The following is a 22,725-nucleotide window of genomic DNA, read 5'->3' as shown; positions in this document are numbered from 1 at the left end:
GTAGGGTGTGAGACATGGCCGACCCCTCCAGCTACCGCCCCAGGCCGGGTGAGATCCCGGACTCTCCCGGGGTGTACCGATTCCGCGACGAGCACCGCCGGGTGATCTACGTCGGAAAGGCGAAAAGCCTGCGCCAGCGCCTGGCGAACTACTTCCAGGACCTGGCGAACCTGCACCCGCGCACCCGGACGATGGTGACCACCGCCGCGTCCGTGGAGTGGACCGTGGTGTCCACGGAGGTCGAGGCGCTCCAGCTGGAGTACTCCTGGATCAAGGAGTACGACCCCCGGTTCAACGTCAAGTACCGCGACGACAAGAGCTACCCCTACCTCGCGGTCACGATGAACGAGGAGTTCCCGCGCGTGCAGGTGATGCGCGGTCACAAGAAGAAGGGCGTCCGGTACTTCGGCCCGTACGGCCACGCGTGGGCCATCCGGGACACCGTGGACCTGCTGTTGCGCGTCTTCCCGGTGCGCACCTGCTCGGCCGGTGTCTTCAAGAACGCCGCCCGCACCGGCCGTCCCTGCCTGCTGGGCTACATCGGCAAGTGCTCCGCCCCCTGTGTGGGCCGGGTCACCCCCGAGGAGCACCGGGAGCTGGCCGACGACTTCTGCGACTTCATGGCCGGCCGCACCGGCACCTACCTCCGCCGTCTGGAGAACCGGATGACGGAGGCGGCCGACGAGATGGAGTACGAGCGGGCGGGCCGCCTGCGCGACGACATCGGGGCCCTGAAGAAGGCCATGGAGAAGAGCGCGGTCGTGCTCGCCGACGCGACCGACGCCGACCTCATCGCCGTCGCCGAGGACGAGCTGGAGGCGGCCGTCCAGATCTTCCACGTCCGCGGCGGGCGGGTGCGCGGCCAGCGCGGCTGGGTCACCGACAAGGTCGAGGAGGTCACCACCGGCGGCCTCGTCGAGCACGCTCTCCAGCAGCTCTACGGCGAGGAGACCGGGGACGCCGTCCCCAAGGAGGTCCTGGTCCCGGCGCTGCCCGAGCCGGTCGAACCGGTCCAGGAGTGGCTGACCGGCCGCCGCGGGGCGAACGTCTCGCTGCGCATCCCGCAGCGCGGCGACAAGAAGGCGCTGATGGAGACCGTGCAGCGCAACGCCCTGCAGGCCCTCGCCCTGCACAAGACCAAGCGCGCCTCCGACCTGACCACACGCTCGCGCGCCCTGGAGGAGATCGCCGAGGCCCTCGACCTCGACGCCGCTCCGCTCCGGATCGAGTGCTACGACATCTCGCACCTGCAGGGTGACGACGTGGTGGCCTCCATGGTCGTCTTCGAGGACGGCCTCCAGCGCAAGGGCGAGTACCGCCGCTTCCAGATCAAGGGCTTCGCCGGCCAGGACGACGTCCGCTCCATGCACGAGGTGATCACCCGCCGCTTCCGTCGCTACCTCGCCGAGAAGGAGAGGACGGGGGAGTGGGCCGACGACGAGGCCGCCCCGGCCGAAGGCGCCGCGCCCCTCGACGGCAGCCGGCCCCTTGGCGGCGGCCAGCCCCTCGACGGCACCACGCCCGCCGGCGGCCCGGACACGCCCGCCGACAGCCCCGCGCTCCTCGACGGCGACGTACTCGCCCACTCCCTCAAGGACGACGACGGCCGCCCCAGGAAGTTCGCCTATCCGCCCCAGCTCGTCGTGGTCGACGGCGGACAGCCACAGGTGGCGGCGGCCCGGCGCGCCCTGGACGAGCTGGGCATCGACGACATCGCCGTGTGCGGCCTCGCCAAGCGCCTGGAGGAGGTCTGGGTGCCCGGCGAGGACGACCCGGTGGTCCTGCCCCGCACCAGCGAGGGCCTCTACCTCCTCCAGCGCGTCCGTGACGAGGCCCACCGCTTCGCCATCACCTACCAGCGCGCCAAGCGCGCCAAGCGCCTGCGCTCCGGTCCCCTGGACGACGTGCCCGGCCTCGGCGACACCCGCAAACAGGCGCTCATCAAGCATTTCGGCTCGGTGAAGAAGCTGCGGTCCGCCACAATCGAGCAGATCCAGGAGGTGCCCGGCATAGGCCGCAAGACGGCCGAGACCATCGCCGCGGCCCTCGCCCGGGCGGTCCCGGCCGCACCTGCCGTGAACACGGCGACCGGAGAGATCATCGAGGACGAGGAACCCGGCACGACGGGGGGTTCCCCGGAGGAGCCCGTCACCGCGGGCGTCCCGGACGAACGACGGGGGCAGCAGACATGACCGAGCACGACGCACAGCCCACAGCGGGCCGAGAACAGGCTCCCGCGGGGGAGCCGCGGCAGGCGGCCCAGGAAAACGGAGCACAGGTGAGTACGGACGTCACACCGGCCGGGGCCCCGGAAACGGCCATCCCCGAGCTGGTGATCATCTCCGGCATGTCCGGAGCGGGCCGCTCGACCGCGGCGAAGTGCCTGGAGGACCTCGGCTGGTTCGTCGTCGACAACCTCCCGCCGGCGCTGATCCCCACCATGGTGGAGCTGGGCGCCCGCTCCCAGGGCAACGTGGCGCGGATCGCGGTCGTCGTCGACGTGCGCGGCCGGCGCTTCTTCGACAACCTGCGCGAGTCCCTCGCCGACCTGGAGACCAAGCACGTCACCCGGCGCATCGTCTTCCTGGAGTCCTCCGACGAGGCCCTGGTGCGCCGCTTCGAGTCGGTGCGCCGCCCGCACCCCCTCCAGGGCGACGGCCGCATCGTCGACGGCATCGCCGCCGAGCGCGAGCTGCTGCGCGAGCTGCGCGGCGACGCCGACCTGGTGATCGACACCTCCAGCCTCAACGTGCACGAACTGCGGGCCAAGATGGACGCCCAGTTCGCCGGCGAGGAGGAGCCCGAGCTGCGGGCCACCGTGATGTCCTTCGGCTTCAAGTACGGCCTGCCCGTCGACGCCGACCTGGTCGCGGACATGCGGTTCCTGCCCAACCCGCACTGGGTCCCGGAGCTGCGCCCGTACACCGGGCTCAACGAGGAGGTCGCCGCCTACGTCTTCAACCAGCCCGGCGCCAAGGAGTTCCTGGACCGGTACGCCGAGCTGCTGCGGCTGATCGCCGCCGGCTACCGGCGCGAGGGCAAGCGGTATGTGACCATCGCCATCGGCTGTACCGGCGGTAAGCACCGCTCGGTCGCGATGTCGGAGAAACTCGCCGCGCGCCTCGCGGCCGAGGGTGTGGAGACGGTGGTCGTACACCGGGACATGGGACGGGAATGACGGAACGTACACGGCGGCTCGGCAGGCTGCGCCGGATGGTGCCGGAGGGACGCTCGAGCCGTGCCGCGGCCGAGGCCCGCGCGGCCCGCCCCGCCGAGGCCCGCGGCGGCCGCCCCCGCCGCCGCGGCACCCAGCCGAAGGTGGTCGCCCTCGGCGGCGGCATGGGCCTGTCGGCCTCCCTCGCCGCGCTGCGCCGGATCACCGGTGACCTCACCGCCGTGGTCACGGTGGCCGACGACGGGGGCTCCAGCGGGCGCCTGCGCGACGAACTGGGCGTGCTGCCGCCCGGCGACCTGCGCAAGGCGCTGGCCGCGCTGTGCGGCGACGACGACTGGGGCCAGACCTGGTCCCGGGTCATCCAGCACCGCTTCCAGTCGCAGGGCGACCTGCACGACCACGCGGTCGGCAACGTGCTGATCGTCGCGCTGTGGGAACAGCTCGGCGACCATGTGCAGGCCCTGGACCTGGTCGGCAAGCTGCTCGGCGCGCACGGGCGGGTGCTGCCCATGTCCGCCGTACCCCTGGAGCTGCAGGCCCTGGTCAAGGGCCACGACCCGGAGCGGCCGGAGGACGTGGACACCGTCCGCGGCCAGGCCACCGTGGCCCTCACCCCGGGCGAGGTGCAGTCCGTGCACCTCGTGCCGAACGATCCGCCGGCCGTCCCCGAGGCCGTCGCCGCCGTCCTGGACGCGGACTGGGTGGTGCTCGGCCCCGGCTCCTGGTTCTCCTCGGTCATCCCGCACCTGCTCGTCCCGGAGCTGCTGGACGCCCTCACCCAGACGAAGGCCCGTAAGGTCCTGTCCCTGAACCTCGCGCCGCAGCCGGGAGAAACCGAGGGCTTCTCCCCGCAGCGTCATTTGGAGGTTTTGGGGCGACACGCCCCTAAACTCGCCCTGGACGTGGTGCTGGCCGACGAGGCCGCCGTGCCCGACCGTGACTCACTCACCGAAGCCGCCAAACGGCTGGGAGCCGCGGTCGAGCTGGCGCCCGTGGCACGGACCGACGGAAGCCCCCGGCACGATCCGGAGCTGTTGGCCGCCGCGTACGACCGTATTTTTCGGATGCATGGAAGGATCGGCCCATGGCGATGACGGCAGCGGTGAAGGACGAGATCTCCCGGCTCCCCGTCACCCGGACCTGCTGCAGGAAGGCGGAGGTCTCCGCCATTCTGCGTTTCGCCGGCGGCCTGCATCTGGTGAGCGGGCGCATCGTGATCGAGGCCGAGCTGGACACCGCGATGGCGGCACGCCGGCTCAAGCGGGACATCCTGGAGATCTTCGGCCACAGTTCCGAGCTGATCGTGATGGCACCCGGCGGCCTGCGCCGCGGCTCGCGCTACGTCGTGCGCGTGGTCGCCGGCGGGGACCAGCTGGCCCGCCAGACCGGCCTCGTCGACGGCCGGGGGCGCCCGATCCGCGGTCTGCCCCCGCAGGTGGTCTCCGGGGCCACGTGCGACGCGGAGGCGGCCTGGCGCGGGGCGTTCCTGGCACACGGCTCGCTCACCGAGCCGGGCCGCTCCTCCTCCCTGGAGGTGACCTGCCCGGGCCCGGAGGCCGCGCTCGCGCTGGTCGGCGCCGCCCGCAGACTCGCCATCGCCGCCAAGGCCCGTGAGGTCCGCGGGGTCGACCGGGTCGTCGTACGCGACGGCGACGCGATCGGCGCCCTGCTCACCCGGCTCGGGGCGCACGAGTCCGTGCTGGCCTGGGAGGAGCGGCGGATGCGCCGTGAGGTGCGGGCCACCGCCAACCGGCTCGCCAACTTCGACGACGCCAACCTGCGCCGCTCGGCCCGGGCCGCGGTGGCCGCGGGTGCCCGTGTCCAGCGGGCCCTGGAGATCCTCGCGGACGAGGTTCCCGAGCACCTCGCGGCCGCCGGGCGGCTGCGCATGGAGCACAAGCAGGCCTCCCTGGAGGAGCTGGGCGCGCTCGCCGACCCGCCGCTGACCAAGGACGCGGTCGCCGGCCGGATCCGCCGACTGCTGGCGATGGCCGACAAGCGCGCCTCCGACCTGGGCATCCCCAGCACGGAGGCGAACCTGTCCGAGGATCTGGCGGAGAACTTGGCCGGCTGAGCCGGGACACGCCGTCGACGGTGGTGCCCCGGCCGAGCCGGGACATGCCGTCGGCGGCGTCGCCGTAGCGCCGGTGCCTACGCCCGTTCGGGTGGCAGACACCGGCGTTCGCGTGTCCCTGAGGCCCCCTTGACTCGATCATGGAGTGACATGAGCCTGGCAACCTGTTCGCCGCTGTGGCGGACCACCGCTAGGGGGGTTCATGAGACACAGAGCGAGATCGGTCCTCGGCGTCGCCGCGCTGCTCGTCGGCGCGGCGAGCCTCACGCCCGTCGCCCAGGCACAGAACGGCGGTTCCACCGGCGCCACCTCCGGCGACGGCTCCGAGGTCAAGGTCTACCGCGCGGAAGTGACCCGCGAGCAGGTGCCCCTGCTGCTCAAGGCGGGCCAGGACGCCCACGAACTCGGTGACCAGGTGGCCGGGAAGGGGAAGACGGCCGTCGAGGTCTACCTCACCGGCGAGCAGGCCGGGAAGCTGCGGAAGCAGGGGGTCGGCCTCACCGAGCACTCCCTCTCCGCCAAGGCCGAGACGCGCGTCGAGGACGCCGCGCAGGGCGTGTTCCGCCCCTACAGCGGCGGCGGCGGACTGAAGGAGGAGATCCTGCGGACCGCGCAGGCCAACCCCGGCCTCGCCAAGGTCGAGTCCATCGGGAAGACCGTCGGCGGCCAGGACATCCTCGCGCTCAAGCTGACCAGGAACGCGAAGACGTCGCGGGACGGCTCGAAGCCCTCCGTGCTGTACGTGTCCAACCAGCACGCGCGCGAGTGGATCACGCCGGAGATGACGCGGCGTCTGATGCACTACTACCTGGACCACTACAAGACGGACCGGCGCGTCAAGAAGATCGTCGACTCCACCGAACTGTGGTTCGTCCTCTCGGCCAACCCCGACGGCTACGACTACACCTTCCGGGACTCCGACACCCGCCTGTGGCGCAAGAACCTGCGGGACGTCAACGGCGACGGCGTCATCAGCACGGGCGACGGCGTCGACCTCAACCGCAACTTCCCCTACAAGTGGGGCTACGACGACGAGGGTTCGTCCCCCAACCCCACCAGTGAGACCTACCGCGGCGCGAGTCCGGAGTCCGAGCCCGAGACCAAGGCCCTGGACGCCTTCGAGAAGCGCGTCGGGTTCACCTACGGCATCAACTACCACTCCGCCGCCGAACTCCTCCTCTACGGGGTCGGCTGGCAGGTCGCCACCCCCACCCCGGACGACGTGCTCTACAAGGCGCTCGCCGGCACCCCCGACAACCCGGCGATCCCCGGCTACCACTCCCAGGTCTCCTCGGAGCTGTACACCACCAACGGCGAGGCGGACGGCCATGCCGGGAACGTCGACGGCATGGCGATGTTCACCCCCGAGATGTCGACCTGCCAGACCGCCTCGGACATCGACCCGGACGACGCCTGGAAGGCGGCCGACTGCCAGTCGGTCTTCAACTTCCCCGACGACGAGAAGCTGATCCAGCAGGAGTTCCAGAAGAACGTCCCGTTCGCGCTGTCGGTCGCCGAGACCGCCGCCCACCCGGACCGGCCGGCCTCCGCCGTCGGACTGAGCGCCGCCGACTTCACCCCGGCCGCGTTCTCCACGTCGTACTCCCGCGGCGCCGACCAGGAGGTCTCGGTCGTCGCCCGCAAGGCGGTCCGGGACAAGGAGCTGAAGTACCGCGTGAACGGCGGCCGTACGCTCGACCAGGCGCTCAAGGCCTGGAAGGGCGGCGAGACGTACGGCGGCGCGGACCATCTGTACTTCGACGAGTACCGGGCCAAGGTTCAGGACGGCGTGCCGGGCGACAAGGTCGAGGTCTGGTTCACCGGCGAGACCGCGAGCGGCAAGAAGGTCTCCAGCTCCCGCTTCACCTACACCGTCGCCGAGCGGCCGAAGGCGGACACCCTCGTCGTCGCCGAGGAGGGTGCGGCCGCCACTCAGGCGCAGACGTACGTGGCCGCGCTCAAGGCGGCCGGGCACAAGGCGATCGTGTGGGACGTGGCCACCCAGGGCGCCCCGGACGCGCTCGGCGTGCTGGGGCACTTCAGGACCGTCGTGCACTACTCGGGCACCGGCGGTCCGGGCAACGCCACCCAGCTCCAGCTGCGTGCCTACCTCAACGAGGGCGGCCGGCTGATCGAGGCCGGTGAGCAGGCCGGCGGCAACGTCGACCTCGGCGAGGGCACCCTGTCCGACGACTTCAGCCAGTACTACCTGGGCGCCTACAGCCGTACGTCCACCAAGGGCGCCACCGGCTTCACCGGCGCGGGCGGCCTCGACGGCTTCTCCGGCGCTCTCGGTGACGCACCCGGCAACCCGCTCGACAAGGCCGGCACCTACGGCGTCACCTCCGACGAGCTGGCCCCCGCCACCTACCCGCAGTTCAAGAGCGCCGGCGCGGGCCGCTTCGCCGGAACCGTCAACCCCTACGGGCCGTACAGCGGCTCCGCCATGGCCGCCGCCGTCCACACCGACGACGCCTACAAGCGCCTGACCCGCACCGTCGACCTCAGCGGTGTCACCGCCGCCGAGAAGCCGGCCCTGAGCACCCGGCTGCTGTGGGACACCGAGCCCGGCTACGACCACGCGGTCGTCGAGGTCCACACCGTGGGCGCCGACGACTGGACGACCCTGCCGGAGACGGGCGGGGCCACGCGCACGTCCGTGCCGTCCGAGTGCGGGGCCGGGTTCCTGATCGCCGAGCACCCGTGGCTCAAGCACTATCTGACGCTCGGCGGCAACACCTGCACCGCGACCGGGACCACCGGCGCGTGGAACAGCCTCACCGGCAGCTCGGCGGGCTGGCAGCAGGTGGGCTTCGACCTGAGCGCGTACGCGGGCAAGACCATCGAGGTGTCGATCAGCTACGTCACGGACCCGGGCAGCGGCGGGCACGGCGTCCTCGTCGACGACGCCTCGCTCGTCATCGGCGCGGCCGCCAGGGAGACGGAGGGCTTCGAGACGTCCCTGGGCGCCTGGAAGGCGGCCGGCCCCCCCGAGGGCAGCCCGGCGGTGCTGAAGGACTGGACGCGCACCGGCACCCTCTTCCAGACCTACGGAGCCGTCACGACCGACGACACCGTGCTGCTCGGATTCGGGCTGGAACAGGTGCCGTCGGCGGCCGACCGGACGGCTCTGCTGCGCAAGGCACTGGCCTCACTCGACAAGTGAGCGGAGGCCCCTCTCAACAGTGCGTCGAGAGGGGCCTCCTCAGGTGAGCCGACCCGCTCACGAACGAGTGAAAAGACCGTCAGAAAGCACCGTCACTCCCTATCAAATGGGGTTGAAACGAACCACGATCCGGGGCGGTCCGTACCCCTACTGGTGGGTACGGACCGCCTGCCCGTGTATGCGGCATCTCGATGTCACCTCGGGGCCCCCAGAGGGGTAGGGTCGGGGGTGGTCGGGGACATCCCAAATACAGCTCGCCGGCACCGCATGGCCGGCGTACCAACGAGGAGATCGGTTCGTGACGATCCGCGTAGGCATCAACGGCTTCGGCCGTATCGGGCGTAACTACTTCCGCGCACTGCTGGAGCAGGGTGCCGACATCGAGGTTGTGGCCGTCAACGACCTGGGTGACACCGCGACCACGGCGCACCTGCTCAAGTACGACACGATCCTGGGTCGTCTCAAGGCCGAGGTCACGCACACCGCCGACACGATCACGGTCGACGGTCACACCATCAAGGTGCTCTCCGAGCGCAACCCCGCGGACATCCCGTGGGGCGAGCTGGGCGTCGACATCGTCATCGAGTCGACCGGCATCTTCACCAAGCGTGAGGACGCCGCCAAGCACCTGGCCGGCGGCGCCAAGAAGGTCCTCATCTCGGCTCCGGCCAAGGACGAGGACATCACCATCGTCATGGGCGTCAACCAGGACAAGTACGACCCGGCGACGGACCACGTCATCTCCAACGCCTCCTGCACCACCAACTGTGTGGCGCCGATGGCGAAGGTCCTGGACGAGAACTTCGGCATCGTCAGCGGTCTGATGACCACGGTGCACGCGTACACCAACGACCAGCGCATCCTTGACTTCCCGCACAAGGACCTGCGTCGCGCCCGTGCCGCCGCCGAGAACATCATCCCGACGACCACCGGTGCCGCCAAGGCCACCGCCCTGGTCCTGCCGCAGCTCAAGGGCAAGCTGGACGGCATCGCCATGCGCGTCCCGGTCCCGACCGGCTCGGCCACCGACCTGGTCGTGGAGCTCCAGCGCGAGGTCACCAAGGACGAGGTCAACGCCGCGTTCAAGAAGGCCTCCGAGGACGGCGCCCTCAAGGGCTTCCTCGCCTACACCGAGGACGAGATCGTCTCCTCGGACATCGTCGGCGACCCGGCTTCCTGCACCTTCGACTCGTCCCTGACCATGGTCCAGGACGGCAACACGGTGAAGATCCTGGGCTGGTACGACAACGAGTGGGGCTACTCCAACCGCCTCGTGGACCTCACGGTCTTCGTCGGCAACCAGCTCTGATCACCCCAGCAGGACCTTGAAGTGATAGCAGGGCCCGGGCAGCGCACGGCCGCGCTGCCCGGGCCCTGTCTCACGCACGGACCACGGCCTTTTACGATCAGAGGCATCAAGAGCCCTCCTCAGGAGTCCACTCAAATGAAGACGATCGACGAACTTCTCGCCGACGGTGTCAACGGCAAGCGGGTATTCGTCCGCGCCGACCTCAACGTGCCCCTGGCCGACGGGACCATCACCGACGACGGCCGCATCCGCGCCGTGCTGCCCACCATCAAGGCCCTCGCGGACGCGGGCGCCAAGGTGGTCGTCGCCTCGCACCTGGGCCGCCCCAAGGGCGCCCCGGACCCGGCCTTCTCGCTGCTGCCCGCCGCCGAGCGGCTCGGTGAACTCCTCGGCGCCCCGGTCGCCTTCGCCCAGGACACCGTCGGACCCGCCGCCCACGCGGCCGTCGACGGCCTGGAGCCCGGCCAGGTCGCGGTCATCGAGAACCTGCGCTTCAACCCCGGCGAGACCTCCAAGGACGAGACCGAGCGCGGTGAGTTCGCCGACCGGCTGGCCGCTCTGGCCGATGTCTACGTCGGTGACGGCTTCGGTGCGGTGCATCGCAAGCACGCCTCGGTCTACGACCTCCCTGCCAGGCTGCCGCACTACGCCGGCTACCTGATCGCGAACGAGGTCGGCGTCCTGAAGAAGCTCACCGAGGACGTCGAGCGCCCCTACGTCGTCGTGCTCGGCGGCGCCAAGGTCTCCGACAAGCTCGCCGTGATCGACAAGCTTCTCGACAAGGCCGACCGCCTGCTGATCGGCGGCGGCATGGCCTACACCTTCCTCAAGGCCAAGGGCCACGAGGTCGGCATCTCCCTCCTCCAGGAGGACCAGATCCCGGCCGTCAAGGAGTACATGGAGCGCGCCGAGAAGAACGGCGTGGAGCTGGTGCTTCCCGTCGACGTCCTGGTCTCCCCGGACTTCCCGGACCTGAAGACCAAGGCGCCCTCCCACCCCACTCTGGTCGACGCGGACAAGATCCCCGCCGACGAGGAGGGCCTGGACATCGGCCCGAAGACCCGGGAGCTGTACGCCTCGAAGCTCGCCGACGCCAAGACCGTCTTCTGGAACGGTCCCATGGGCGTCTTCGAGCACCCCGACTACGCCGAGGGCACCAAGGCGGTCGCCCAGGCCCTCGTCGACTCGGATGGCTTCACCGTCGTGGGCGGCGGTGACTCCGCCGCGGCCGTGCGTACGCTCGGTTTCGACGAGAAGGCATTCGGCCACATCTCGACCGGTGGCGGCGCCTCCCTCGAATACCTCGAGGGCAAGACGCTCCCCGGTCTCGCCGCACTGGAGGACTGACCGTTGGCAGCATCCAATCTTTCCGGCCGTACGCCGATCATGGCGGGCAACTGGAAGATGAACCTCAACCACCTCGAGGCCATCGCGCACGTCCAGAAGCTCGCCTTCGCGCTGGCCGACAAGGACTACGAGGCCGTCGAGGTCGCCGTCCTGCCGCCCTTCACCGACCTGCGCTCCGTGCAGACCCTGGTCGACGGCGACAAGCTCAAGATCAGGTACGGCGCCCAGGACATCTCCCGGCACGACTCGGGCGCCTACACCGGCGAGATCTCCGGTCCGATGCTGGCCAAGCTGAAGTGCACCTACGTGGTGATCGGCCACTCCGAGCGCCGGCAGTACCACCACGAGACCGACGACGTGGTGAACGCCAAGGTCAAGGCCGCCTTCAAGCACGGCCTGACCCCGATCCTGTGCGTCGGCGAGGAGCTGGACGTCCGCGAGGCGGGCAACCACGTCACCCACACCCTCGCCCAGCTCGAGGGCGGCCTGAAGGACGTCCCGGCCGAGCAGGCCGAGACCGTCGTGGTCGCCTACGAGCCGGTCTGGGCCATCGGTACCGGCAAGGTCTGCGGCACCGAGGACGCCCAGGAGGTCTGCGCCGCGATCCGCGCCAAGATCGCCGAGCTGTACTCGCAGGACGTGGCCGACAAGGTCCGCATCCAGTACGGCGGCTCCGTGAAGGCCGGCAACGTCGCCGAGATCATGGCGCAGCCCGACATCGACGGCGCCCTGGTGGGCGGTGCCTCGCTGGACACCGACGAGTTCGTCAAGATCGTGCGCTTCCGCGATCAGTAGGTCCGGCCGTGAGTAGGCGGTAGCGACGATACGTCGTACCCTTGCGGGGGCACAGCCTGGTGCTGTGCCCCCGCAGTCCATCCGAATCCGAGGAAGTTGGTCCAGCCGTGGTTTTGGGGTTCTCGATCGCCCTGATCGTCTTCAGCCTGCTGCTGATGCTGCTGGTGCTGATGCACAAGGGGAAGGGCGGCGGCCTCTCCGACATGTTCGGTGGCGGCATGCAGTCGTCCGTCGGAGGCTCCTCGGTCGCCGAGCGCAACCTCGACCGCATCACCATCGTGATCGGCCTGCTGTGGTTCGCCTCCATCATCGTCCTGAGCGTTCTGATGAAGTCGAGCAGCTGAGACGCCTTCAGGCGAACAGCTGATCATCGTCTCACAAGTACATACATTCCGTACGTAAGGCCCCATGTTCGGTACGCGCTCCTGAGCGCGGCCTATCATGGGGCTTGCGTCTAGGTGCGGGGTGGTAACTCCAATCCCTGGACGCGCGTTGGGCCTTACGTAGACTGAGGCGCTCGCGGCGAAGCGTCACGCCGACTCGCTTCGCGGCACCATCACGCAGGGAGTTACGACCGTGGCAAGTGGCAACGCGATCCGGGGAAGCCGGGTCGGGGCGGGGCCGATGGGCGAGGCCGAGCGCGGCGAGTCCGCACCCCGGCTGCGCATCTCCTTCTGGTGCTCCAACGGGCACGAGACCCAGCCCAGTTTCGCCAGCGACGCGCAGGTCCCCGACACCTGGGACTGCCCGCGCTGCGGCTTTCCCGCCGGACAGGACCGGGACAACCCGCCGGACCCGCCGCGCACCGAGCCCTACAAGACGCACCTCGCGTATGTACGGGAGCGGCGCAGCGACGCGGACGGCGAGGCCATCCTCGCCGAGGCGCTCGCCAAACTGCGGGGCGAGATCTAGGAGTTGTCTCCTTCGAGGGACCTTTCCCCCACTCAAGGGAGCTTTCCCTCGCCCTCGGCTTCGATCGAGCGGGGGAGCGCCTTGTCCCCGTGGCCGTGAACGTGACCGGTGGCCGGGGCAAGGGGAGCAGGCGTGCTCGCGTGGCGCGGGGGACTCGGGTGGCTGTGGACGGCCGCCGCGGTCTCCCGGCCCGGTGACGCGGGGACGCGCCCGCCCTGCCGCCGCCCTGCTCCCGCCCGCCCTGCTCCCGGCCGCCCTCTTCCGGTCCGGCCGCCGCCCCGCTGAGACCGGCCCGCGATCCGCACGTATCCATGGACCCGTGGACGCCCCGCGGAACGGCGTCACGCCCTCTCGTCCCACGAGCTGATCAACTAGGTTGGACCCGGCAGCGGGGCAAGGGACGCAAGCGGACAGGTGCAGGAAAGAAGGCGGAAACCGGATATGAACGCAGACACCCGTACCAGGCTCAACCAGACGCCCGAGTGGACCGCGCTCGCCAAGCACCGCGAGGAACTGGCCGGCACGAGCCTGCGGGACCTGTTCGCCGCCGATCCGGAGCGCGGCACCGGGTACACCCTCCAGGTCGGTGACCTGTACGTCGACTACTCGAAGCACCTGGTCAACGACGAGACGCTGCGGCTGCTGCGCGAGCTGGCCGCCGCCACCGACGTCTTCGGCCTCAGGGACGCCATGTTCCGCGGCGAGAAGATCAACACGACCGAGGACCGGGCCGTGCTGCACACCGCCCTGCGCGCCCCGCGCGACGCGGTGATCGAGGTCGACGGGGAGAACGTCGTCCCGGCCGTGCACGCCGTGCTCGACAGGATGAGCGGCTTCGCCGACCGCGTCCGCTCGGGTGAGTGGACGGGACACACCGGCAAGCGCATCAAGAACGTCGTCAACGTCGGCATCGGCGGCTCCGACCTGGGCCCCGCGATGGCCTACGAGGTGCTGCGCGGCTTCACCGACCGCGACCTCACCGTCCGCTTCGTCTCCAACGTGGACGGCGCCGACCTGCACGAGGCGACCCGGGACCTGGACCCCGAGGAGACGCTGTTCATCATCGCCTCCAAGACGTTCACCACCATCGAGACGATCACCAACGCCACCTCCGCGCGCACCTGGCTGCTGGACGCGCTGGATGGGGGCACCTCCCACTCGAGTGAATTCGAGAGTGGGGGAGAGTCCGCCGTCGCGAAGCACTTCGTGGCGCTGTCGACCAACGCCGAGAAGGTCGCCGAGTTCGGCATCGACACGGCCAACATGTTCGAGTTCTGGGACTGGGTCGGCGGCCGCTACTCCTTCGACTCCGCGATCGGCCTGTCCCTGATGATCGCCATCGGGCCGGACCGCTTCCGCGAGATGCTGGACGGCTTCCACACCGTCGACGAGCACTTCCGCACCGCGCCCGCCGAGGCCAACGTCCCGCTGATGCTGGGCCTGTTGGGCATCTGGTACGGCAACTTCCACGATGCCCAGTCGCACGCGGTGCTGCCGTACAGCCACTACCTGTCGAGGTTCACCGCCTACCTCCAGCAGCTGGACATGGAGTCCAACGGCAAGCACGTGGCGCGGGACGGCAAGGAGGTCGACTGGCAGACCGGCCCGGTCGTCTGGGGGACCCCGGGCACCAACGGCCAGCACGCCTACTACCAGCTCATCCACCAGGGCACCAAGCTGATCCCCGCCGACTTCATCGGCTTCGCCGAGCCGGTCGCCGAGCTGAGCGGCGAACTCAAGGCCCAGCACGACCTGTTGATGGCCAACTTCTTCGCCCAGACCCAGGCCCTGGCCTTCGGCAAGACCGCCGAGGAGGTCCGCGCGGAGGGCGTGCCGGAGGAACTGGTCCCGCACAAGGCCTTCCAGGGCGACCGCCCGACGACCACGATCCTCGCGCGCGAGCTGACCCCGTCCGTGCTCGGCCAGCTCATCGCCCTCTACGAGCACAAGGTGTTCGTCCAGGGCGCCGTCTGGAACATCGACTCCTTCGACCAGTGGGGCGTGGAGCTCGGCAAGGTCCTCGCCAAGCGCATCGAGCCCGCCCTCACCGAAGGCGCCGACGTCCCCGGCCTGGACGCCTCCACGAAGAGCCTCGTCGCCAAGTACCGGCAACTGCGCGGCCGCGGCTGACGCGGGGACCTGTCACGCCCACCGCGCCCACCGCGCCCGCGCCTCCTCACCCACCGCCACGGCAATTCCGGCGCGCTTGTCATATGCATCCCCTAAGGTTCCTGACTTCAGGGGAGGACATACGGATGAGAAGCAAGGGGTTCGCCGCGGCGGTCGCGGTGGCTGTGCTGGGGCTGTCGGCGGTGGGCTGCGGCACCCGGTACCACCCGACGGGGCACGGGAGCGGGGAAGCGGAGCTCACGCCGGCGTATGCGGGGCTCGGGGACGTGCCGGAGCGGCTGTCGGCGGACGGGACGACGATCACCGTCGGCGACCCCGACGCGGCGATCACCGTGCACCTGTACGAGGACCCGCGCTGCCCGGTGTGCGAGGAGTTCGAGACCGAGGGCGGCGCGCCGGTGCTGCGTGACACGGCCCTCCACCGGATCACGAAGACGGAGTACACCCTCGCCTCCTTCCTGGACGGCCGGCTCGGCGGCAAGGGCTCGGAGAAGGCGGTCAACGCCCTGCGGGCCGCGTTGGAGGCGGGCAGGTTCGCCGAGTACCACGACGTGCTCTTCGCCCACCAGCCTCCCGAGAGCACCGACGGATTCACCGACGCCCGCCTGCTCGAGCTGGCGGGGAAGGTGGAGGGGCTGCGCGGTCCGGCCTTCGACTCGGCGGTCAGGAGCATGAAGTACCGCTCGTTCGTGACCGCCTCCCAGAAGGTGTACGAGCGTGCCGGCGGGGCCGGGAGCCCGCAGGGGCCGGGCACCCCCACCGCCGAGATAGACGGCAAACGGATTCCGGCACGGAACAACGCCGTGCTCTTCTCCGGTGAACGCTTCGCCGGTCTGCTGGCGCTGATCGGGGAACACCCCGACGAATGGCGTGACGTCACCCTCTGAGCAGACGTCACGCCACCGCGGTCAGGGTTGAGCAGGCGTCACGCCCCCGCGGTCAGCGCCGGGCAGGCGTCACGCCACCGCGCTCAGCGTGTCCGCCAGCCGGCGGCGTGCCGCCCTCGCCGCCGGCAGCGCGGACAGCGCCGCCGCCCCCAGCACGGCGCCCGCGCCCGTCAGGAACAGCAGGCCGGGAGAGGGCGACCGGGCGATGCCGGCGCCGATGCCGCTGGAGTCGCCCTCGGCGTCGATCAGCCGGTGCGCCAGCGGCAGCCCCAGCGCCGTGGCGACGACGGCCGCCCCCAGGGCCGTACAGCTCGTCGCCGTGACGGTGATCGCGGTGATCTGGCGCGGGGACATGCCGATCGCCCGCAGGGCGAGCACGTCCCGCTCGCCCTCGCGGACGGTCCCGCCGATGGCGCCGAGCAGCTCGACCAGCCCGATGAGGGCCAGCACGGCGACCAGCCCGGCCACCACCGCGCGCAGCGGGGACAGGCCGTCCGCCGGGTTCGTCACGGGGTGCACGTCCAGGTGTCCGGCGCCGGCCTCGGCGAGACGCGAGGACACGCCGCGGGGGTCGGCGCCCGGACGGAGACGGAGCTGGTAGAAGGCCGGGGTCAGCCGGGGGTCGTTGGCGCGCAGGGTGTCCAGGGAGGCGGTCACCACCCGGCCGGCGTTCTGCGGCTCGATGCCGCGGCCGACGATGTGCAGGATCTGCGGCCGTTCGCCGACCGTCATCCGCACCCAGTCGCCGACCCGCGCGTGCAGCAGGTCCAGCAGCCCCTGACCGGCCACCGCCTCGTCCGGTCCGTGCGGGGCGCGGCCCTCGGCGAGGGCGTAGGGGTAGGGCCGGGTGCGCGTGCCCAGGCCGCGCAGGGCGATCGTCCCGGTCTGGCCGGGCACCAGCGCGGCCACCTCGACGCCCGGATAGGCCTCGGCGATCCGGGGGTCCCGCGCCAGCAGGGCCCGTACCCCGCCGTCGCTCAGAGCGCCGTCCGAGCGGACCGTGAGCGCCGCCGGCAGTCCCACCCGGGCGGGATCGCTGTGGAAGCGGTCGATGGTGGTCCACGCGCTGAGCGCCACCACGATCAGCAGCAGCGGAAGCGTCAGCCGGGCGAGCGCGGCCAGCGAACGGCCGCGCCCCGCGAACGTCTTGTGGCAGCCCAGGACCAGCGCGGCCGGCAGCCGCAGCCCCAGCGCCCGCCGGGCCACGCCGGTCAGACCTCCGCCCGCCGGAGCCGACGGGCGCGGCACCGGAACCGGTGGCACCCGGCCGGCGCGCCAGGCCGCCAGCCCCGTCGTCAGGCCGATGAACAGCACCGTGCCCGCGGAGACCGCGCCCACGGTCATGGTGTGTCCGGGCAGCCCCTGCCACACGCCCACCGCGTCGCCGAGCCGCCCTGGTATCCGGCCGCCGAGCCCCTCGATGAGCGAGGCGGCGGCCAGCGCGCCCAGCACAGCGTAGGCGAGATGCTGGAGCAGGAAGATCCGCACCACCTGGGCGGGCGTGAAACCGATCGCCTTCAGCACCGAGATGTCCCGCAGATGACCGCGGATCCGGGTGCCGATCGCCCCGTGCACGGCGAGTCCCGCGGCCGCCAGCGCGCCGAGCCCGAACAGGCCGAGCACCTGGCCCAGCAGCCGGTTGTCGCCCTGCGCCTCGGCCCGCGCCTGCTCCCAGGTGGAGACCTCGCCGACCGTGCCCGCCCCCAGCACGGTCACCGCGCGCTGCACCGCGTAGTCCGTGTCGGCCGGATTCCGCAGGCGCAGCCCGGTCACCTGGCCCCCGGCGGCGCGCACGGCGGACGGCGGTGCCCAGATCAGCCCCGGCTGCTCGCCCGGGCTGTACGGGGGTTCGGCGCTGTCGGCGACGCCCTCGACGGTGAGCCTGCGGGCCGTCCCCGGCAGCGTGAGGGTGTCGCCGGGCTCGGCCAGCAGGGCCCGGGCGAGGCCGCTCTCCAGGACCACGCCGTCCGGGTCGGCCGGATCCAGCCAGTGGCCCGCGGTGAGCAGCGGACGGCCTACGGAGGGCAGGCGCGGGGTGACGCGCAGCTCCACCGAGGCGCGGGCGCCGCGGGCGGCGACCGTGACGGCCTCGGTCCGGTAGGGGCCGGCGACCGACAGGACCCCGTCCAGCCGGGCCAGCTCGCGGGCGTCGGCGGAGGGCACGGTGTGGATCCACACGTGGGCGCCGCGGGCCTGCGTGAAGGTGCGCTGCCAGGGGTTGGTGGCGTAGCCGAAGAGGGCGGCGGCCAGCAGCAGGGAGGCGACGATGCCGGCGGTGGCGAGCGTGAGGAACAGTGCCTCGCCCCGGTGCGTGCGCAGATCGGAGTGGGCCCAGCGCAGGGTGGCACGCACGGGCTCAGCCCCTCGTCCGGGGCCGGCGGATCGGAGGGTCGTACACCACGGTCAGTCCTTCAGTTCCAGCACGCCGGAGATCCCGGGCCTGCGGGACGTCGTGCCGGCCAGTGCGGCGTCGTCGGCTATGCGGCCGTCGAAGAAGCTGATCACGCGGTCGGCGGCGCTCGCGAGGCGGGCGTCGTGGGTGACGAGGACGATGCTCTGCCCGCGCCCGTGGAACCGGGACAGCAGCCGCATCACCTCGCGGGTCCCCTTGCTGTCCAGGCTGCCGGCGGGCTCGTCGGCGAGCAGCAGCGGCGGATGGTTGACCAGCGCGCGGGCCAGGGCGACCCGCTGCTGCTCGCCGCCGGACAGCTCGCCCGGCATGCTGCGCTCCTTGCCCTGGAGGCCCAGTTCCGCGAGGAGGTCCTCGCGTTCGGCCCGGGCACGCTTCGGCGGGACGCCGGCCAGCAGAGCGGGCAGCTCGACGTTGTCCGCGACCGACAGGTTCGACACCAGGTTGAAGAACTGGAAGACGATCCCGATGGCCTTGCGGCGCTCCACCGCCCAGCGCGCCTCGCCGAAGGAGTCGGTGCGGCGGCCGTCGAGCCAGATGCTGCCCTCGTCGGGCCGCAAGAGCCCGCCGAGCAGGTGCAGCAGCGTCGACTTCCCGGCCCCGGACGGGCCGGTGATCGCCACGAACTCGCCCCGTGCCACGCTCAGATCGACCCCGCGCACGGCACGCGCGGGCGCGCCCTCGCCGTGATGGGTCTTCACCAGCCCCTCGGCCCGCAGCACGGGAGGCCCGCCGTCACTCACTCAAGCCCTCCAGCTCCTCCTGGCAGCGCTCCAGCCAGTCGAGGTCGGCCTGGAGGTGCAGCATCGCGCCCTCGATGAGCAGGTGCGCGACTCGGTTGTCCCGGTTCTCGGCCGCGGCCAGCCTCGACAGGTCGCGCATGGTGTTGAGGTACTGGCGCCGCTGTCTGTTGATGAGGGCGATCTGGTCCGCGAGACCGGTCTGCGGGGCGACGGCGAGCTTCATGAAGAACTCGTCCCGTACCCGCGGCTCGTCCTCGGTCTCCTCGAACCAGGCGTGCAGCGCCTCCCGCCCGGCGTCGGTGAGGTGGTAGACCTTCTTGTTGGGCCGGCCGGCCTGCTCGACGTCCTCACCCTCGATCAGCCCCGACTTCTCGAGGCGGCCGAGGGTCACGTAGATCTGGCCGACGTTCGGCTGAGGGTACGCGGAGCCCAGCAGTTGCTCAAGGTCCTGCTTCAGCTCGTAGCCGTGGGCGGGACCGCGTGCGAGGAGTGCCAGGAGGGGCAGGCGCACTCGTGCTGTCCTCCTGTCCGCGTGATGTGCCGCAGGCCCTAGTATCGCCCATCGCCCAACCGGTATACATGGCCTCTGACCCCGGGCGACGGTGCCCGGCGCCGGTGCACGGGGAGGAACCTATGCGGTGGGTGCGCGCCGCCGGCAGGGGACTCCTCGTACTGGCCGTGATCCTGACCGGCTGTGTCGCCTCCGGCGCCCGGGCCGACGAGGGCGGCGGTGACGCGCGAGGCCCGCTCACCCTGGCCACCGCCGGCGATCTGACCGGCTACCTCGGCCCGTTGCTCCAGGGCTGGAACCGTACCCACCCCGCCGAGAAGGTCACCCTCGTCGAGCTGCCGGACTCCGCCGACGAGACCCACGCGCAGATGACCACCGACCTGCGCGGCGGCGACCGGGGCCGGTTCGACGTGCTCAACATCGACGTCAACTGGACCTCGGAGTTCGCGGCGGCCGGCTGGATCCGCCCGCTGCCCCCGGGCCGCTTCCCGCTGAAGAGCTTCCTGCCCCCGGTCGTGGACACGGCCACCTACGACGGGCGGCTGTACGCCGTCCCGTACGTCACCAACGCCGGACTGCTGCTGTACCGCAAGGACGTCCTCGCCAAGGAGGGCGTACGGCCGCCGCGCACCTGGGCCGAGCTGGAACACGACGCGAAGACCGTCGCGCCGAAGTACGGCCTCGGCGGCTACGCGGGCCAGTTCCTGCCCTACGAGGGCCTGACCGTCAACGTGGCCGAGGCCGTGTACTCGGCGGGCGGCTCGATCCTCGGCGACGAGGGCACCCGCGTCACCGTCGACTCCGACGCCGCCCGCGAGGGCATCGGCTTCCTCGCCCGGGGCCTGCGCGAGGGCTGGATCCCGAAGGAGGCGATGACGTACAAGGAGGAGGAGTCCAAGCGGGCCTTCCAGGACGGCCGGCTGCTCTTCCTGCGCAACTGGCCCTACGCCTACGCCGTCGCCTCGGCCCCCGGCTCCCCGGTCGCCGGCCGGATCGGCGCCGTACCGCTGCCGGGACCGCACGGGCCGGGCAGAAGCGTGCTGGGCGGCTCCGACCTGGCCGTCAACACACACGCCCGGCACCCCGGTTCGGCCGCGCGCCTGATCGCGTACCTCACGAGCGAGCGTGTCCAGCGCGAGGTGCTCACCCGGGGCGCGCTGCCGCCCGTACGCGCCGCGCTCTACGAAGACCCCGCGCTGGTACGGCGGTTCCCCTACCTGCCGACCCTGCGCACCGCCGTCCTCACCGCCGCCCCGCGCCCCAAGAGCCCGCACTACGACCAGGTCAGCCTGGTGGTGCAGGCGGTCGTGCAGGACGCGCTGACCGGGCGCGAGACGCCCGGGGCGGCGGTACGGCGACTGGCCCGGGAGCTCGACGCCGTCGCCCGACGGTAGTCGTCCGGCCGGCCGGCTCCGGCCGCGCAGGCACCTGGTTATCCAGCCAACTAGTTACCTGTTAAGTAACGCCCACATCTCAACTGGGCTCAGCCCGCCCGGACAAGTCGGCATTTCAGCGCCCAACTCCGCGATGCCCGCTGTTCTTTTCATTGACACCCTCGTGAAACGCCTACCTAACATGCATGCATCACTGCTGCCCTCACGAGACAGGTCAACGGTTTGAACAGGCACCACTGGTGGCGCGACGCGGTCATCTACCAGGTGTACGTCCGCAGCTTCCTGGACAGCACCGGTGACGGCGTCGGCGATCTGGCCGGAGTCCGGGCCGGACTGCCGTACCTGAAGAAGCTCGGCGTCGACGGGATCTGGCTGAGCCCCTTCTTCCCCTCGCCCCAGCACGACCACGGCTACGACGTGGCCGACTACCGCGACGTCGACCCGCTCTTCGGCGACCTCGCCGGATTCGACCTGCTGATGACGGACGCCCACCGGCTCGGCATCAAGGTGCTGCTGGACATCGTCCCCAACCACTGCTCCAGCGAACACCCCGCGTTCCGCGAGGCACTCGCCGCCGCGCCCGGCAGCCCGGCCCGCGCCCGCTTCCACTTCGCCGAGGGCCGCGGCCCGGACGGCACGCGGCCGCCCAACAACTGGCACGCCATGTTCGGCGGCCCCGCCTGGACCCGGGTCACCGAGGCGGACGGCCGCCCCGGTCAGTGGTACCTGCACATGTTCACGCCCGAACAGCCGGACTGGAACTGGCGCGAGCCCGGGACGGCCGCAGAGTTCGACCAGGTCCTGCGCTTCTGGCTGGACCGGGGCGTCGACGGCTTCCGCATCGACGTCGCCGCCGGACTCTACAAGCACCCCGGACTGCCCGACGCCGACGACCCGGAGGCCGACGCCCGCACTCGCGACTCGGTCAACCCGCTCGCCTGGAACCAGCCCGAGGTGCACGACGTGTGGCGGCACTGGCGCGCGGTGTGCGAGGAGTACACCGCCCGCGACGGCCACGAACGGCTGCTGGTCGGCGAGGTGTCGGTGCCCAGCGCCCGCGAACACGCTCGGTACGTCCGCCCCGACGAACTCCACCAGGCGTTCTTCTTCGACCTGCTCCGCACCCCCTGGGACGCCGACGCCTTCCGCAAGGTCGTCTCCGAGGCCGTGCAGGACATCGCCGGCACCGGCTCCACGGTCACCTGGGTCCTCAACAACCACGACCAGGTCCGCACCGTCACCCGCTACGGCGAACCCGCCCCCACCGGCAGCGGCCTCGGCGCCGCCCGTGCCCGCGCCGCCGCGCTGCTGATGCTGGCGCTGCCCGGATCGGCGTACATCTACCAGGGCGAGGAACTGGGCCTGCCCGAGGTCGTCGACCTGCCCGACGACGTCCTCACCGACCCCATCTTCCACCGCACCGGAAGCCGCACCCACGTCCGCGACGGCTGCCGCGTACCGCTGCCCTGGTCGGGGCAGGCCTCCCCGTTCGGCTTCACCGACGGGACCGGGGGCGCCGAGCCGTGGCTGCCGCAGCCCGAGTGGTTCGCCGAGTACGCCACCGAGCGCGCCCTCGCCGACACCCGCTCCTCCTGGCACCTGTACCGCGACGCCCTCCAACTGCGCGCCTCCCTGCCCCAGCTGGGCGAGGGCACGCTGCGCTGGCTGGACACCGAGCCGGACGTTCTCGCCTTCGTCCGCGGCGACGGCCTGGTCTGCGCCGTCAACTTCGGTACGGCACCCGCCGCCGCCCCCGCCCCCGGCACCCCCCTGCTCGCCAGCGGCCCCTGCCCCGCCGGGGAGCTGCCCGGCTCGACGGCCGCCTGGTGGCTCGCCGGCCTCTGATCTCTGTCACCTGCCCACCCACCGAAG

The 22,725-nt window shown here is 71.4% G+C and carries 17 protein-coding genes; 14 read left to right on the top strand and 3 right to left on the bottom strand.

What is annotated here, in order from left to right:
- Positions 1 to 14 precede the first annotated feature (14 nt).
- From uvrC to OIB37_RS09600, 12 genes are all read left to right on the top strand, one after another.
- A complete protein-coding gene (uvrC, locus tag OIB37_RS09655) occupies positions 15 to 2,192 on the top strand; it encodes an excinuclease ABC subunit UvrC (protein ID WP_330457128.1) in 2,178 nt (725 codons plus the stop codon).
- Positions 2,189 to 3,178: an RNase adapter RapZ gene (gene rapZ / locus OIB37_RS09650; protein ID WP_330457127.1), complete on the top strand. Its 990-nt coding sequence runs from the start codon at positions 2,189 to 2,191 to the stop codon at positions 3,176 to 3,178. Before uvrC ends, rapZ begins: the two co-directional genes overlap by 4 nt.
- Positions 3,175 to 4,269 (top strand): gluconeogenesis factor YvcK family protein, encoded by a 1,095-nt coding sequence (locus OIB37_RS09645; RefSeq protein ID WP_330457126.1) that lies wholly within the window; start codon positions 3,175 to 3,177, stop codon positions 4,267 to 4,269. The genes rapZ and OIB37_RS09645 overlap by 4 nt, the downstream gene beginning before the upstream one ends.
- The gene (whiA, locus tag OIB37_RS09640) at positions 4,260 to 5,249 is read left to right on the top strand and encodes a DNA-binding protein WhiA (protein WP_330457125.1); all 990 of its coding nucleotides are present in this window, start codon (positions 4,260 to 4,262) and stop codon (positions 5,247 to 5,249) included. The genes OIB37_RS09645 and whiA overlap by 10 nt, the downstream gene beginning before the upstream one ends.
- A gap of 202 nt (positions 5,250 to 5,451) precedes the next feature.
- Positions 5,452 to 8,415, top strand: coding sequence for a M14 family metallopeptidase (locus OIB37_RS09635; RefSeq protein ID WP_330457124.1), 2,964 nt, complete (start codon positions 5,452 to 5,454; stop codon positions 8,413 to 8,415).
- A gap of 298 nt (positions 8,416 to 8,713) precedes the next feature.
- Positions 8,714 to 9,724, top strand: a complete 1,011-nt coding sequence (gene gap, locus OIB37_RS09630) for a type I glyceraldehyde-3-phosphate dehydrogenase (protein ID WP_330457123.1) — start codon at positions 8,714 to 8,716, stop codon at positions 9,722 to 9,724.
- Positions 9,725 to 9,859: 135 nt separating this feature from the next.
- Positions 9,860 to 11,071 carry a phosphoglycerate kinase gene (locus tag OIB37_RS09625; protein WP_330457122.1) on the top strand — a complete coding sequence of 404 codons (1,212 nt, stop codon included), beginning with the start codon at positions 9,860 to 9,862 and terminating at the stop codon, positions 11,069 to 11,071.
- Between the two features lie 39 nt (positions 11,072 to 11,110).
- Complete coding sequence (gene tpiA / locus OIB37_RS09620) at positions 11,111 to 11,866, top strand: triose-phosphate isomerase (protein ID WP_330461805.1); 756 nt, start codon at positions 11,111 to 11,113, stop codon at positions 11,864 to 11,866.
- A 107-nt stretch (positions 11,867 to 11,973) separates the two neighbouring features.
- Positions 11,974 to 12,210 carry a preprotein translocase subunit SecG gene (gene secG / locus OIB37_RS09615; protein WP_330457121.1) on the top strand — a complete coding sequence of 79 codons (237 nt, stop codon included), beginning with the start codon at positions 11,974 to 11,976 and terminating at the stop codon, positions 12,208 to 12,210.
- A 232-nt stretch (positions 12,211 to 12,442) separates the two neighbouring features.
- Positions 12,443 to 12,778: an RNA polymerase-binding protein RbpA gene (locus OIB37_RS09610; RefSeq protein WP_003957010.1), complete on the top strand. Its 336-nt coding sequence runs from the start codon at positions 12,443 to 12,445 to the stop codon at positions 12,776 to 12,778.
- A 441-nt stretch (positions 12,779 to 13,219) separates the two neighbouring features.
- On the top strand, positions 13,220 to 14,908 hold the full coding sequence (gene pgi, locus OIB37_RS09605; RefSeq protein WP_330457120.1) for a glucose-6-phosphate isomerase: 1,689 nt from the start codon (positions 13,220 to 13,222) through the stop codon (positions 14,906 to 14,908).
- A 125-nt stretch (positions 14,909 to 15,033) separates the two neighbouring features.
- Positions 15,034 to 15,795, top strand: a complete 762-nt coding sequence (locus OIB37_RS09600) for a DsbA family protein (protein WP_330457119.1) — start codon at positions 15,034 to 15,036, stop codon at positions 15,793 to 15,795.
- 69 nt (positions 15,796 to 15,864) lie between these two features.
- Here the strand turns inward: OIB37_RS09600 and OIB37_RS09595 are convergent, their stop codons facing one another.
- From OIB37_RS09595 to OIB37_RS09585, 3 genes are read right to left on the bottom strand one after another with little or no spacing between them, the layout of a single operon-like run.
- Entirely contained in the window at positions 15,865 to 18,147 is a 2,283-nt protein-coding gene (locus OIB37_RS09595; protein ID WP_330457118.1) for an ABC transporter permease, read from the bottom strand.
- A 51-nt stretch (positions 18,148 to 18,198) separates the two neighbouring features.
- Positions 18,199 to 18,948, bottom strand: coding sequence for an ABC transporter ATP-binding protein (locus OIB37_RS09590; RefSeq protein WP_330457117.1), 750 nt, complete (start codon positions 18,946 to 18,948; stop codon positions 18,199 to 18,201).
- Positions 18,941 to 19,459, bottom strand: a complete 519-nt coding sequence (locus OIB37_RS09585) for a PadR family transcriptional regulator (protein ID WP_330457116.1) — start codon at positions 19,457 to 19,459, stop codon at positions 18,941 to 18,943. Before OIB37_RS09585 ends, OIB37_RS09590 begins: the two co-directional genes overlap by 8 nt.
- Positions 19,460 to 19,581: 122 nt before the next feature.
- On the opposite strand from OIB37_RS09585, the gene OIB37_RS09580 reads away from it, so the two are divergent.
- Positions 19,582 to 20,853 (top strand): ABC transporter substrate-binding protein, encoded by a 1,272-nt coding sequence (locus OIB37_RS09580; RefSeq protein WP_330457115.1) that lies wholly within the window; start codon positions 19,582 to 19,584, stop codon positions 20,851 to 20,853.
- A gap of 222 nt (positions 20,854 to 21,075) precedes the next feature.
- The gene (locus OIB37_RS09575) at positions 21,076 to 22,698 is read left to right on the top strand and encodes a glycoside hydrolase family 13 protein (RefSeq protein ID WP_330457114.1); all 1,623 of its coding nucleotides are present in this window, start codon (positions 21,076 to 21,078) and stop codon (positions 22,696 to 22,698) included.
- Positions 22,699 to 22,725: the final 27 nt, after the last annotated feature.

Source organism: Streptomyces sp. NBC_00820 (assembly GCF_036347055.1).
Classification (GTDB): domain Bacteria; phylum Actinomycetota; class Actinomycetes; order Streptomycetales; family Streptomycetaceae; genus Streptomyces.
Note: the sequence above shows the minus strand (reverse complement) of the source record. Positions and strands in the feature narration are given on the sequence as shown.